The organism is Streptomyces sp. NBC_00435 (assembly GCF_036014235.1).
Lineage (GTDB): Bacteria > Actinomycetota > Actinomycetes > Streptomycetales > Streptomycetaceae > Streptomyces.
The window spans coordinates 7,327,788-7,342,053 of record NZ_CP107924.1 but is presented as its reverse complement, the minus strand read 5'-3'; the positions used below and the strand labels follow the sequence as shown (position 1 = coordinate 7,342,053).

The 14,266-nt window shown below is 71.6% G+C and carries 12 protein-coding genes; 8 read left to right on the top strand and 4 right to left on the bottom strand.

The features are described from left to right. The first annotated feature begins 50 nt into the window (after positions 1–50). From ureG to OG389_RS33030, 6 genes are all read left to right on the top strand, one after another. Positions 51–674 carry an urease accessory protein UreG gene (gene ureG, locus OG389_RS33055; protein WP_328302487.1) on the top strand — a complete coding sequence of 208 codons (624 nt, stop codon included), beginning with the start codon at positions 51–53 and terminating at the stop codon, positions 672–674. Next, on the top strand, positions 671–1,702 hold the full coding sequence (locus OG389_RS33050; protein ID WP_443059379.1) for an urease accessory protein UreD: 1,032 nt from the start codon (positions 671–673) through the stop codon (positions 1,700–1,702). The genes ureG and OG389_RS33050 overlap by 4 nt, the downstream gene beginning before the upstream one ends. Before the next feature lie 52 nt (positions 1,703–1,754). Beyond that, positions 1,755–3,128, top strand: a complete 1,374-nt coding sequence (locus OG389_RS33045; protein ID WP_328302485.1) for an ammonium transporter — start codon at positions 1,755–1,757, stop codon at positions 3,126–3,128. 8 nt (positions 3,129–3,136) lie between these two features. Next, a complete protein-coding gene (locus OG389_RS33040) occupies positions 3,137–4,549 on the top strand; it encodes an ammonium transporter (protein ID WP_328302483.1) in 1,413 nt (470 codons plus the stop codon). Between the two features lie 198 nt (positions 4,550–4,747). Continuing rightward, positions 4,748–6,685 (top strand): amino acid transporter, encoded by a 1,938-nt coding sequence (locus OG389_RS33035; protein WP_328304284.1) that lies wholly within the window; start codon positions 4,748–4,750, stop codon positions 6,683–6,685. 100 nt (positions 6,686–6,785) lie between these two features. Next, positions 6,786–7,457, top strand: a complete 672-nt coding sequence (locus OG389_RS33030; RefSeq protein WP_328302481.1) for a DUF6445 family protein — start codon at positions 6,786–6,788, stop codon at positions 7,455–7,457. 21 nt (positions 7,458–7,478) lie between these two features. Here the strand turns inward: OG389_RS33030 and OG389_RS33025 are convergent, their stop codons facing one another. Next, positions 7,479–8,093 carry an RraA family protein gene (locus OG389_RS33025; protein WP_328302479.1) on the bottom strand — a complete coding sequence of 205 codons (615 nt, stop codon included), beginning with the start codon at positions 8,091–8,093 and terminating at the stop codon, positions 7,479–7,481. A gap of 205 nt (positions 8,094–8,298) precedes the next feature. Between OG389_RS33025 and OG389_RS33020 the strand changes: the two genes are divergently transcribed. Together OG389_RS33020 and OG389_RS33015 are read left to right on the top strand one after the other, a co-directional pair. Next, the gene (locus tag OG389_RS33020) at positions 8,299–8,691 is read left to right on the top strand and encodes a TOBE domain-containing protein (protein WP_328302477.1); all 393 of its coding nucleotides are present in this window, start codon (positions 8,299–8,301) and stop codon (positions 8,689–8,691) included. Positions 8,692–8,704: 13 nt separating this feature from the next. Continuing rightward, complete coding sequence (locus tag OG389_RS33015) at positions 8,705–9,142, top strand: hypothetical protein (protein WP_328302476.1); 438 nt, start codon at positions 8,705–8,707, stop codon at positions 9,140–9,142. On the opposite strand, the gene OG389_RS33010 is transcribed toward OG389_RS33015, so the two are convergent. From OG389_RS33010 to katG, 3 genes are all read right to left on the bottom strand, one after another. Next, a complete protein-coding gene (locus tag OG389_RS33010) occupies positions 9,130–11,094 on the bottom strand; it encodes a potassium channel family protein (protein WP_328304282.1) in 1,965 nt (654 codons plus the stop codon). The two genes, OG389_RS33015 and OG389_RS33010, sit on opposite strands and share 13 nt — an antisense overlap. Before the next feature lie 124 nt (positions 11,095–11,218). After that, positions 11,219–11,569, bottom strand: a complete 351-nt coding sequence (locus OG389_RS33005; RefSeq protein WP_328302474.1) for a hypothetical protein — start codon at positions 11,567–11,569, stop codon at positions 11,219–11,221. Between the two features lie 154 nt (positions 11,570–11,723). After that, positions 11,724–13,955 carry a catalase/peroxidase HPI gene (gene katG, locus OG389_RS33000; RefSeq protein WP_328302472.1) on the bottom strand — a complete coding sequence of 744 codons (2,232 nt, stop codon included), beginning with the start codon at positions 13,953–13,955 and terminating at the stop codon, positions 11,724–11,726. Positions 13,956–14,266: the final 311 nt, after the last annotated feature.

The following is a 14,266-nucleotide window of genomic DNA, read 5'->3' as shown; positions in this document are numbered from 1 at the left end:
TCCTCCCTTCCATTCGTTCCGTTCGCTCCCCAGAAGGCATGTGACTCCTCATGAACGTGGACAACGTCCTGCGCGTCGGCGTCGGCGGCCCCGTCGGCTCCGGCAAGACGGCGCTGATCGAGGCCCTGGTGCCGGTGCTCATCGAGCGCGGCCACCGGCCCGCCGTGATCACCAACGACATCTACACGCAGGAGGACGCCCACCACGTCCGCCGCACCCTGGCCGGACTGCTCGACCCCGAGCGGGTCGTGGGCGTGGAGACGGGCGCGTGCCCGCACACCGCCGTGCGCGACGACCCGACGATGAACCTCGCCGCGGGCGCCGAGATGCTGGAGCGCTTCCCCGATGTCGACACCCTGCTCTACGAGTCGGGCGGCGACAACCTCACGCTGACCTTCAGCCCGGTCCTGGTCGACCTCTTCCTCTTCGTCCTGGACACCGCCGAGGGCGAGAAGATGCCCCGCAAGCGCGGCCCGGGCATCACCGAGTCCGACCTGCTGGTGATCAACAAGATCGACATCGCCCAGTACGTGCGCGCCGACCTCGGGGTGATGGAGCGCGACGCCCACCACGTGCGCGAGGGCCGCCCTGTCGTCCTGACCAACTGCCTGACCGGGCAGGGCCTGGAGGAGATCGCGACCTTCATCGAGTCCTTCCGCCGGGTCCCGGCGTGAGCCTCGTGGCGGACCCGCCGCACACGCCCGTCCCGCCGCGCACCCCGGTCCCACCCGTGCGGCTGTCCCCCGCGCACTACGAGCCCCCGCGCGTCCCGCAGGAGGTCCTGCGGCACGCTTCGGTGCCGGACACCCTCGGCGTCGGGCGTCCCGGCAAGGTCGGCCTGCTGGAGCTGGGCTTCGAGCGGGCCGGCGGGCGCACCGAGCTGGTGCGGCACTACCAGAAGTCCCCACTGCAGATCATGCGGCCGCTCTACTTCGACCCGCACCGGCCCGATCTGCCGATCACCTTCCTGATGTCCACGGGCGGCGGGATCATCCAGGCCGACCGGCTCCGCACCGACCTGTCCTTCGGCCCGGGCGCCTCGGGGCACATCACCACCCAGGCGGCCACCAAGGTCTACCGGATGGAGCACGACTACGCCGTCGCGCAGACCTTCCTGACCGCCGGACCGCACGCGTACGTGGAGTACCTCCCGGACCCGGTCATCCCCTACGTCGACTCCCGCTTCTACCAGCGCACGGTGATCACCGCCGACCCCACCGCCACCGTGCTGGTGAGCGAGACCGTGCTGTCCGGCAGGCTGGCCCGCGGTGAACGCGACGCCTACGCCGTCTTCGCCTCCGACTTCGAACTGCGCCGTCCCGGGGGCGAACTGGTCGCGCTGGACACCGTACGACTGGAGCCCGGTGGCCCCGGTGGCCCTACGGGCTCCGGCGACGCGGGCTCCCGCGCCGGGCGCTCCGCCGTCGACGGGCCCGCCGTACTGGCGGGCCACTCCGTGATGGCCTGCTTCTTCGCGGTCAGCCCGCTCGCCCCCGCCCGCGAGCTCGCCGACCTCCTGCACGAGACCCTGGCCGGCCATCAGCTCCCGTACGGGGTCAGCGTGCTGCCGCAGGACTGCGGAGCCTGGGTGCGGGTGCTCGGCGAGCGGTCCGAGGCCGTGACCCGGGCGCTGGCCGCCGTCTGGGACGCGGTGCGGCGCCGGCTGATCGGCGTACCCGCCCCGGCCCTGCGCAAGACCTGAGCCGCTCCCGCTCCCCCTCCACCCGTCCACGACCAGAGAGATCTCCACCACGATGCCCAGTGGCTACGACACGGGTAACACCGCCTGGATGATGGCGAGCACCGCGATGGTGCTGCTGATGACCCCCGGCCTCGCCTTCTTCTACGGAGGGATGGTCCAAACCAAACACGTGCTGGTGATGCTCAAGATGAGCTTCGCCTGCCTGTCGCTGGTGACCACCCTGTGGGTCGCGGTCGGTTACACCCTCGCCTTCGGCAAGGACTCCGGCGGCGGCATGATCGGCAATCTCGACCACGCCTTCTTCCAGGGCATCGGGATGGACTCCCTCCACGGCTCCATCCCGACGGTGATCTTCGCCTGCTTCCAGATGTCGTTCGCGATCATCACGGTGGCGCTGATCAGCGGCTCGATCGCGGGCCGGGCCACCATGAAGGGCTGGCTGGTCTTCGTCGTCGCGTGGACGATGCTGGTCTACGTGCCCACCGCGCACTGGGTGTTCGCCCCCGACGGCTGGATCCAGAAGTCCCTGGGCGCGCTCGACTACGCCGGCGGCCTGCCCGTCGAGCTCAGCTCCGGCGCCTCGGGACTCGCGGTGGCCATCGTCCTGCGCAAGCGCAAGGACTTCGAGCGCGAGACGATCCGCCCGCACAACCTGCCGCTGGTGGTCATCGGCCTGGCGCTGCTGTGGTTCGGTTGGTTCGGTTTCAACGCGGGCTCCGCCCTCCAGGTCGAGGGCAGCGCTCCGACCACCTTCTTCAACACGCAGCTGGCGGCCGCCGGCGCGATGATCGGCTGGCCGATCATCGAGAAGTGGCGGCTGGGCCACGTGGAGATGCTGGGCGTCGCCTCGGCGGCGGTCGCGGGCATGGTGGCCATCACCCCGGCCTGCGGCGAGGTCTCCCCGATCGGCGCGCTGATCATCGGCTTCGTCGCCGGTGTCGTGTGCTGCTTCGCCATCAACATGAAGTACAAGATCGGCGTGGACGACACCCTCGACGTGGTCGGCGTCCACGGCTGGGGCGGCATCACCGGCGTGCTCTCCATCGGGTTCTTCGCGACCGCCGCGATGAGCGGCAGGAAGGGCCTCTTCTACGGGGGCGGGCTCGACCAGTTGTGGCGCCAGGCGGTCGGCGTCCTGGCGGTCGGATCCTTCGCCTTCGTCATGACCCTGCTCATCGCCAAGGTGATCGACCTGGCCGTCGGCTTCCGCACCTCCGAGGAGTACGAGAACGTACCCGGCCGCGAGGAGGAGGTCGCGTACGACAACGAGACCCTCGACCAGATCCGCGACCGCATGGGCGAGGCCGGCGGCCCGTCCCGGGAGCCCGCACCGGTGGGTGCGGCCGGGGACGCGGCCGAGCGGCAGGACGCCGCGCTGCTCGCCGAGATCGTATCCGTGCTGGACCGACGAGAGCGTGACAAGTGAACGCCCATATGATCACCGCCGCCTCCACGGCGGCCGCCACCCCGGTGGCCGACTCCGGCGACGCCGCCTGGCTGATGATGGCCTCGGCCCTGGTGCTGCTGATGGCTCCCGGCGTGGCGTTCTTCTACGGCGGCATGGTCAAGACCGGCCAGATCGTCGCCATGCTGAAGATGATCTTCTTCTGCATGGTGATCGTGACCGTGCTCTGGTTCGCGATCGGCTACTCCCTGGCCTTCGGCCCCGACGCCGGCGGGCTCGGCGTCATCGGCACCCTCGACCAGGCCTTCCTGCGCGGGATCGGCTCCCGGTCGCTGACCGGCTCCGTGCCCACGGTCACCTTCGTGGTCTTCCACCTGTCCTTCGCGGTCGTCACCGTGGCCCTGATCGCCGGCTCCATCGCGGGCCGCGCCAAGATGGGCGGCTGGATCGCGTTCGTCATCGCCTGGACCCTGCTGGTCTACATCCCCATGGCGCACTGGGTCTTCGACCCGGACGGCTGGGCCGCCAAGCAGCTCGGCGCCGTCGACTTCTCCGGCGGCACGGTCGTGGAGATCGGCTCGGGGGCCGCCGGGCTCGCCCTCGCCACCGTCGCGGGCAGGCGCGCGGATTTCGAGCGCCAGGACATTCGGCCGCACAACCTGCCGCTCGTGGTCATCGGGCTGTCCCTGATGTGGTTCGGCTGGTTCGGCTTCAACACCGGCTCCTCGCTGGGCACCCCGGGCGGCGCCGCGATGGCCTTCCTCAACAGCCAGCTCGCGGCGGGCGCGGCCATGGCCGGCTGGGCGGTCACGAGCTGGTGGCGCACCCGGCGGGTCGGCCTGCTCGACATGTGCATGGGCGCGGTCACCGGCCTGGTCGCCATGACCCCGCTGGCGGGCGGCGTGAGCCCGGTGTGGGCCAGCATCATCGGCTTCCTCGCCGGACTGACCTGCGCGTTCGCGATCAGTTGGAAGTACCGCCTCGGAGTGGACGACACCCTGGACGTGGTGGGCATCCACGGCTGGGGCGGCATCGTCGGCATGGTCATGGCCGGCCTGTGCGCGACCGGGACCCTGACGGGCCACAGGGGCCTCTTCTACGGAGGCTCCTGGGACCTGCTGGGCAAGCAACTCACCGCCACGGTGGTACTGGGCCTGTACTCCTTCGCGATGACCGCGCTGATCGGCAAGGTCATCGAGGTCACCATCGGACTGCGCCAGCCCGGCGGCATGGTGGAGAAGGAGCAGGCGTACTCCGAGGTCCTCTACGACAACCTCAAGGAACTCACGGCCGGCGAAGGCCTCGCTCCGGGCAGCGACGAGGAGCCGGAGAGCGCCTCCGCACTGGTCGCCCGGCTGCGCGAGGTCCTGCTGAGCGCCCCGGAGGGCGGCGGCGCACGGCAGGGCGCCGGCGGCCGGGAGGACGGCGGCGAGCAGGGGTGAGCGGGGCGGGGTGTCCGGGCCGCTGGAGCCGCGGCCCGGATGCGAAGGCCTGGCCCGGGCCGGCGTGTGCCGGGGCGCGCCGGGCGTTAAGACCGCGTCAGGATTGCGTCCGACGCGTGCATAAATGATCGATTTCCGTACGCTCGGTGCTCGGTCGTACCGATGGCCGAATTCGAGTTGTACGACAGGAGCACCACGATGGCCCCCGCCACCGCGACCCCGACCACGCGCCTGCGTGCCTGGCTGCTGGAAGGCCTGACCGACCGCCCCAAGCAGCAGTCACACGCCGAGACCGCGCACGAGGGCCGCCCGTGGTGGCGGGTGATGTGCCTGACCGGCCTCGACTACTTCTCCACCCTCGGCTACCAGCCCGGCATCGCGGCGCTCGCGGCCGGGCTGCTGTCACCGCTGGCGACGATCGTGCTGGTCCTCCTGACCCTGCTGGGAGCGCTGCCCGTCTACCGGCGGGTGGCGGAGGAGAGCCCGCACGGCGAGGGCTCGATCGCGATGCTGGAGCGGCTGCTGTCGTTCTGGAAGGGCAAGCTGTTCGTCCTGACCCTGCTCGGGTTCGCGGCCACCGACTTCCTCATCACCATCACCCTGTCGGCGGCCGACGCGACCGCGCACATGGTGGAGAACCCGCACCTCACCTCCACCCTGCACGGGCACGAGGTTCTGATCACGCTGATCCTGGTCGCGCTGCTCGGAGCCGTGTTCCTCAAGGGGTTCAGCGAGGCCATCGGTGTCGCCGTGGTCCTGGTCGCCACCTACCTCGGCCTCAACGTGATCGTCATGGTCGTCGGTGTCTGGGAGGTGCTGAGCGAACCCCACGTCATCACCGACTGGTCGAGCGCGCTGACCACCGAGCACGGCAACCCCTTCATGATGATCGCCATCGCGCTCGTCGTCTTCCCCAAGCTCGCGCTGGGCATGTCCGGCTTCGAGACGGGCGTCGCGGTCATGCCGCACGTCCAGGGCGACCCCGACGACACCCCCGACAAACCGGCGGGCCGGATCCGGGGCACGAAGAAGCTCCTCACCACCGCCGCCGTGATCATGAGCGTCTTCCTGATCGTCTCCAGCTTCATCACCACCCTGCTGATCCCGGCCGACCAGTTCCAGCCGGGCGGCGAGGCCAACGGCCGGGCCCTGGCCTATCTGGCCCACGAGCACCTGGGCTCCGCCTTCGGCACCGTCTACGACATCTCCACGATCCTGATCCTCTGGTTCGCGGGCTCCTCCGCGATGGCCGGCCTGCTCAACCTGATGCCCCGCTACCTGCCCCGCTACGGCATGGCCCCGCACTGGGCCCGCGCCCTGCGCCCGATGGTCATCGTCTTCACCCTCATCGCCTTCCTGGTGACCTGGCTGTTCGACGCCGACGTGGACGCCCAGGGCGGCGCCTACGCCACCGGCGTCCTGGTCCTGATCACCTCGGCGGCCGTCGCCGTGACCATCGCGGCGCGCCGGGCGGGCGAGCGCGGCTGGACCGTCGGCTTCGGCGTCATCTCCGCCGTGCTGCTCTACACCACCGCCGTCAACGTGGTGGAGCGCCCCGACGGCGTGAAGATCGGCGCCTGCTTCATCGCCGGCATCATGGCCCTCTCCCTCCTCTCCCGCCTCGCCCGCGTCTTCGAGCTGCGGGTCACGCACGTGGAACTCGACGACATGGCGGAGCGGTTCATCCGCGACACCGCGAACCGCACGATCCGCTTCATCGCCAACGAGCCCGACAACCGGGACAAGGCGGAATACCGCGAGAAGGTGGAGCAGATCCGCCGGGACAACGACATCCCGGCCGCCGACGACGTCATGTTCGTCGAGGTCACCGTGCTGGACGCGTCCGAGTTCGAATCCGGGATGCGGGTACGCGGCGAAGTCCTGCACGACCGCTACCGGGTCCTGACCCTGGAGAGCTCCAGCATCCCCAACGCCCTGGCCGCCCTGCTGCTCCACGTACGCGACGAGACCGGACAGCGCCCCCACATCTACTTCGAGTGGACGGAGGGCAACCCGATGGCCAACTTCCTGCGGTTCTTCCTCTTCGGCCAGGGCGAGGTCGCCCCCGTCACCCGCGAGGTCATCCGCGAGGCCGAACCGGAGCGGGCCCGCCGTCCCCACGTCCACGCCGGCTGATCCGGTCGGCGGGCCGCCGCCTCCGCATGGCGAACACTTGACACAAGGTTGACCACTTGTGTGGCGAGCCGGCCGGGGAGGGCCAACTACCTTCCCTGGCATGCCTCTACACCCCCCGGCCCTGCCCGTCCTCCCGTACCGCAAGCCCACCCGCGGACGCGACTACTGGGAACTGGACAACGTACTGCCGGATCCGGACGCCGTACGGGAGCGCCTGCTCGCACGGGACGACTGGACCGAGGGCTACCCCCACAAGCCCGAGGCCTGGCCGGGTCTGCGCTCCATGCCGGCACTCGAACCGGACGAACTCGCGCACGTGGAGCGGCTGGTGCTGAAGGCGACCGGAGCCCGGCGGATCTGGGCCCAGGAGCCCGCCGGGGGCGGCACGTTCAACCACAACTGCGTACAAGTGGTCGGCGAGGGCGAGTGCGAGCCGCGGCCGCACACCGACTCGCGCACGCTGTGCCGGTACGCCGCGGTGCTCTACCTCAACCCCAAGGTGCCGAAGGACTGCGGGACCAGCTTCTACCGCCAGAGCCTGCCGGGCGGCTCCCTCGGCGGCAATCAGGTGGCGGCCCCGCACAACAACCTGGTCGACGCCCTGGGCACCCGCTTCGTCGCCCCGGACTCCTTCGTCGAGGACCTCCGGGTCCCCCACCGGGCCAACCGCCTGCTGCTCTACTCCGCCAACCTGATCCACACCGCCACCGGGTACTGGGGCCACACCCTGGAGGACAAGCGCATGACCGCGGTGTTCTTCTGGATGGCCTGACCGGCCGGTGGTGCGGTGGCGTCAGCCGGTGAAGCCCTGCTCGCCCAGCGCCTTCTCGATCCGGGCGCGGTGCTGCTCCTCCCAGGCGTCCAGCGACTCCCCGGCCTCCTTGGCCAGCTTCGCCCGTACCTCGCGCAGGACCTCCTCCTGGCGGGCGGCCGGGGTGACCACGATGCCCTCCTCGTCGGCGACCACGATGTCACCGGGGTGCACGGTCACCCCGCCGACGCGGACCGCGCCGCCGAGCGTGCCGAGCTTCTTCTTGCCGCCCGGGATCGGGATGACACCGCGGGAGAAGACGGGGAAGCCCGCCTCGCGCACCTCACCGAGGTCGCGGACGAGCCCGTCGAGCACGAACGCGGCGATGCCCCGGCGCTGGGCGACGGCGCACACGTTGCCGCCGGCCAGGGCGTAGTCCAGATCGCCCGACTCCACGACGACGACGGAGCCGGGCCCGGCGCGGTAAATGGCCGCGTGCAGCATCAGGTTGTCCCCGGGCTCGCACCGCACCGTGTACGCGGGCCCGGCGACGCGCGGCGAGTCCCACTGCGGGCGGATGCCGATGTCCATGACCTGCTCGCGGCCCAGGAGGTCGGCGAGGGTGGTGGGCGGGACGTCCGTGAAAGCGCTGTCCATGTCGATCCTCCTGTTGCGGCCTTCTGCTGCGGGGGCATGCGCCGGGCTCCGGTGCCACTGGCCCCGGAGCCCACAGTACGGCGGCGGCGTCAGCGCCCGGAGCCGGCGTCGATCAGCACCTGGATCGACTCGCGCAGATCGCCGTCGGGGACGCTCCCGACCGGGGGCAGCGCTGTCGTGGCTCCATCGGCCCTAGTGTGGGTCCATGGAGTCCTACACCATCGGCCAGGCGGCGACCCTGCTCGGCGTCAGTTCCGATACCGCCCGGCGCTGGGCGGACGCCGAGCGCTTCCCCACCCGCCGCGTCGGCACCCGCCGGATCGTCGACGGCCCGGACCTCGCCGCGTTCTGCGTCGAGGTCGCCCAGGAAGCCGCCTCCGACGAGGAGCCCGCGTACACCTCGGCCCGCAACTCCTTCCCGGGCATCGTGACCGCCGTGCGGATCGGCGAGGTCTCGGCGCAGGTGGAGATCCAGGCCGGCCCGCACCGGCTGGTGTCCCTGCTCACCCGGGAGGCGGTCGAGGAGCTGGGCCTGGAGGTCGGCGTGCGCGCCACCACCCGGGTGAAGTCCACCAGTGTCCACGTCGACCGTGCCTGACCCCGGCCGCACCATGGACGCACCCCTCCGCGGCGCGTGGCTGCGCGCCGGAATCAGCCGGGACGGCGGCCCGCTCCGGGAAACCGGGTCCGTGGTGTGGCTCCAGACCGGCACCCTGTACGCGGACACCCGCGGCTTCGCCGGCAGGACCTCCTACGACGGTGAGCGGGTCACCTTCCACCACGAGGTCGGCGTCCCCGGCCACGACGTCGGGGTCCTGCGCCCCGAGGGCGACCACATGGTCGAGACCGGCACCAACCTCGACGGCAGCACCTTCCTGGAGGTCTGGACCCCGCTGCCCGACTCCGCGGGCCCCGTCGGTTCCTGGACGGCCGCGGGCACCCAAACCGTCCGGGTGGGCGGCCACGTGGTCCACGTCGACGCGGCCGGCCACGGCACGCACCACCTGCTGGCGACCGGCGACGACCGGCCGCCGGGTCACCCGGGCTGAGCCGCCCCGGTGTCCGCGGACCCGGCCCCGGCCCCGGAACCGGCCCCCTCCGTACGGGCCTGCCCGCGGCCGAGCAGCTCCGCCAGGCCCCGCCTGGTGGCGGCCACGACCACGCGGTCCTGCGGGCGCAGGACGTAGCCGGGGTGCAGGTCCCACACCAGGGCGGGCCGCCGGGCGGCGCCGTAGCCGGGCTCCGTCGTGAGGCCGGTGCGGCGGGTGCCCAGGGCGGCCCGGTCCAGGGCGATCACCCGCCAGGCTCCGGGCCGGAACGACTCCGTGACCGTGCGGCCCTCCAGCTGACGGCAGCCCGCAACGTCCAGCGCCGCGAACACGAGCACCCTGCGCTCCACCGGAATCGCGCCGAGCACCTGGCGGCCCATCATCGCCGCGGCGAACGCGGGGGCGGCCAGGTGGGAGACGCTGCGGCTGCGGGTGAGGGCCGTCGGGTGGGCCTCGCGCAGGGTGCGGTAGACGGCGGTGGCGAACTCGTTGTCGTACAGCCGCATCACCACCCGTACGTCGGGTTTCACCGAGCGGGCGTACAGGGCGGCCTCCAGGTTGGTGGTGTCCGAGCTGGTCACCGCCAGCAACGCGTGGGCCCGGTGGATCCTGGCGGCCTCCAGCACCCCTTCGTCGGTGACGTCGCCGACCACCACGGGCACGTGCAGACGGCGCGCGAGGGCGACACCGCGGGCCAGCGGATCGGATTCCACGCACACCACCGCGATCCCCAGCTCCCGCAGCCGTGCGAGCACCCGGGCGCCGACCTTGCCGAGGCCGAGCAGCACGACATGACCGGACAGTCCGCGCGGCGGCCTGCGCAGCACCGTGGCGGTGCGGAAGGCGCCCAGCGCCTCGAGGGCCGCCGCGACCAGGACGGGCAGCAGGAGCAGGCCGACGAACCCGGCCAGGATCTGCAGGACTTGCTGCTCGCGCGGCTGGTCGAGTGCGGGGTCGTTGATCGCGAAGATGTCGAGCAGGGTCAGGTAGGCGGCGTGCAGCGGGGCGTCCCCCGTGACCATGGAGGAAGCCACTGCCAGGGCGCCGACGGCTGCCGTGATCCCGGCCAGTGACCAGCGGAGCCTGCGCGAGAACAGCGAACCCACGGGCAGGGAGACCTGGTTCAGCCGCCGCCCCTCGGTCGCCCGGGTCGCCTGGGAGATGGCCTCCAGCGCGATGATCCCCCGCCCGGTCGCGGCCGCGACGGCCCGGTCGTCCGGGAGCAGCTGCGGCCCCCGGTCCCCGCCGAGCTCCGATCCGTCGGCGCCTGCCGGGTCGACGGCGGTCGCGGACAGCAGGGCCAGCGTGCACAGGCCCGGGTCGGCCACCTCCCCCGGGCCCGGTGGCGTGCGTTCCACCGCGCGCAGGAGCAGTCCGTCCGCCTGGATCACCTTGCTGGTGCCCGCGACGGCGGAGGCGGCGAGTGCGGGGGCGGCGGTGTCGGCGTCCGACAGCACGGTGGTGGCGGAGTCCAGCCCGCGCAGGTCCATGCCGGGCTCGGCGACCAGCGCCGCCTGGTCGAGCAGTTCTTCCAGGTGCTGCCCGAGCTTGCGGTTGTAGAGCCGGATGACGAGCCGCAGCCGGGGATTGAGGCGCCGTGCCACCAGGGCGGCCCGAACGTTCGTCTCGTCGTCCTCGTAGACGAGCGCCAGCGCGGCGGCCCCGGCCACCCCGGCGGCGGCCAGTGCCTCCTCGTCGGGCACGGGAGCCTCCAGTACGCGCAGTTCCCGTACGGCGGACTCCCGTGCGGCGGCCCGTTCCCCGGCGGCCGTACGGTTCCGGGCGGTCGGGAGCCGTCCCAGCAGGCCCCGGCCCGCGCCGGACCGCGGCCGCCCGGGAGCGGGCCGTACCTCGCGGACGGCCGGCACGACCAGGGTCACCCGCTCCTCGTACACGTCGCGGAGTTCGGCGGCCAGCCGGTGGGCGAGGCCGTCGTCACCGCACACGACCATCAGGTCGGCGGCGTCGGGCTGTTGGGGGCGCGCGGCAGGAGAGGACACCGCCCCAGCATGCCGTGCCGGACGGCGGGTCGGGGTGTCGTGCCGTCGGGGCGAAGCCGCGTGGGAGCCGATCGCGTCAGTGGATGACGCTGAAGCTGCGCCAGGGCATGCTCGCGGGGGCCGTCACGTTCGAGAGCGTCGTGGCGACGTAGGTGCCGTCGACCTTGTCCGCCTTGCGGCAGTCCTCCGTCCGGTACAGGACGATGTCCACGAGGGTGTTGTTCTCCACGTGCGTCGCCCCCTTCGGGATGGCGATCTTGTGGCATCCCCTGACCAGGGTGTTGGAGTAGCTCAGCTCGACCAGCGAGTCGTGGCCGCGGAACTGGAGCATCCCTACGGTGCTCCGGCCCAGGCCGGAACAGGCAGTGGCCGTCAGCAGCAGAGCTGCCGACCCCGCGATGATGGCGATACGCCGGCTGTGCGACATGGCGCGGTCCTCGTCTGTGCGGTGGTGGCGGTCCTGTGCACAGCCTGCCCCGGCGCGGCGCGGCTGGCTTGCGCTGCTCGGCCGACCGGATGAAAACCACCACCGGATCCGGGGCCGGCCGCCGTTCCCGGCCGGCCGGCCCCGGACCTCACGGTCAGACGAGGTCGAACCGGTCCAGGTTCATGACCTTGTCCCAGGCGGCGACGAAGTCCTTGACGAACTTCTCCTTCGCGTCATCGCTCGCGTAGACCTCCGCGAGTGCCCGCAGCTCGGAGTTCGAGCCGAAGACGAGGTCGGCCCGGCTGCCGGTCCACCTGACCTTGCCCGTGGCGGCGTCGAGGCCCTCGAACGTGTTCGCGTCCCCGGACGTCGCCTTCCAGGTCGTACCCAGGTCGAGCAGGTTGACGAAGAAGTCGTTGGTCAGGGTGCCGGGGGTGGTGGTGAGGACGCCGAGGGCCGACCCCTGGTGGTTCGCCCCGAGGACGCGCAGACCGCCCACGAGGACGGTCATCTCGGGGGCGCTGAGGGTCAGCAGGTTCGCCTTGTCGAGCAGCAGGTACTCGGCGGGCAGGCGGCTGCCCTTGCCCGCGTAGTTGCGGAACCCGTCGGCGGCCGGCTCGAGCGCGGCGAACGCCTCCACATCGGTCTGCTCCTGCGAGGCGTCCGTGCGACCCGGCGCGAAGGGCACCCGGATCTCGAACCCGGCGTCCTTCGCGGCCTGCTCCACGCCCGCGCCGCCGGCGAGCACGACCAGGTCGGCCAGCGAGATCTGCTTGCCGCCGCTCTGGGCCGAGTTGAAGGCCTCCCGGATCCCCTCCAGCGTGCGCAGTACCGTCGCCAGCTCGTCGGGGTCGTTCACCTCCCAGCCGTTCTGCGGCTGGAGGCGGATGCGCCCGCCGTTGGCGCCGCCGCGCTTGTCGCTGCCGCGGAAGGACGAGGCCGCCGCCCACGCCGCGGACACCAGCTGGGAGACGGTGAGGTCCGAGGCGAGGACCCGCTCCTTGAGGACGGCCACGTCCGCCTCGCCGACGAGCGGGTGGGTCACAGCGGGGACGGGGTCCTGCCACAGCAGCGTCTCGGCCGGGACCTCCGGTCCGAGGTAGCGCACGACGGGACCCATGTCGCGGTGGGTCAGCTTGAACCACGCGCGGGCGAAGGCGTCCGCGAACTCGGCCGGGTTCTCGTGGAAGCGCCGCGAGATCTGCTCGTAGGCCGGGTCGATCCGCAGCGAGAGGTCGGTCGTGAGCATCGTCGGGGCGTGGCTCTTCGACGGGTCGTGGGCGTCGGGTACGGTGCCGGCCCCGGCGCCGCCCTTCGGACGCCACTGGTGTGCGCCGGCCGGGCTCTTGAACAGCTCCCACTCGTAGCCGAACAGGATGTCGAAGAAGGTGTTGTCCCAGGCGATCGGGGTGTTCGTCCAGATCCCCTCGAGACCACTGGTGATCGCGTCGGCGCCCTTGCCGGTACCGAAGGAGTTGGCCCAGCCGAAGCCCTGGGCTTCGATCGGGGCGGCCTCGGGGTCGTCGCCGACGTTGTCCGAGGGGCCGGCCCCGTGGGTCTTGCCGAAGGTGTGGCCGCCCGCGATCAGGGCGACGGTCTCCTCGTCGTTCATCGCCATCCGGCGGAAGGTCTCACGGATGTCGCGGGCCGCGGCGAGCGGGTCCGGGGTGCCGTTCGGGCCCTCCGGGTTGACGTAGATGAGGCCCATCTGGACCGCGCCGAGGGGGTTCTCCAGCTCGCGGTCGCCGGTGTAGCGCTCGTCTTCGAGCCAGGTGGTCTCGGGACCCCAGTAGACGTCCTCGTCGGGCTCCCAGACGTCCGCGCGGCCGCCGCCGAAGCCGAAGGTCTCGAAGCCCATCGTCTCGAGGGCCACGTTTCCGGTGAGGATCATGAGGTCGGCCCACGAGAGGCTCTGGCCGTACTTCTTCTTGACCGGCCACAGCAGGCGGCGGGCCTTGTCGAGGCTCACGTTGTCCGGCCAGCTGTTGAGGGGGGCGAAGCGCTGCTGGCCGGCCCCGGCGCCACCGCGGCCGTCACTGATGCGGTAGGTGCCCGCACTGTGCCACGCCATGCGGATCATGAGCGGCCCGTAGTTGCCGAAGTCGGCCGGCCACCAGTCCTGCGAGGTGGTCAGCACCTGCGCGATGTCCCGCTTCACGGCCGGGAGGTCGAGCGTGTTGAACGCCGCGGCGTAGTCGAACTGCTCGCCGAGGGGGTTGGCCACGGCGGGGTTCTTCGCGAGGATCTTCAGATTGAGCCGCTCCGGCCACCACTGGCGGTTTCCGCCGCCCTGGGTCGGGTGCGGGGCGCGGTCGTGCGCCACCGGGCAGCCCCCGCCGCCCTCCGGCTTCTCGTCCGTGACGATTGCATCATGGTTCTCAGACATGGGAATCCTTCCGGACCGGACCATGCGGTCACGGTGATCAGGAACTGCATGCGATGGAACATCTGGGGTGCTGGGGCCCGGTGGCGGGCCCCTGTTTCGTGGGTCGTCCTGACGCCGGGGCGGTCACCGTCCCGGACCGTCTCCAGTCCAGTCTCGCGCTGCTCCGGACCGTTCCTGTCCCTTGGCTATCGGCGCAACCGATCCTACGATGGACGCAATCCAAGTCAAGAAGGACACCAAGGCCATATTCCGTCGGATCCCGGACGCCCACCTGTACATTCCGGGCACCCGGGTGTCCCGCCCAACCTGAA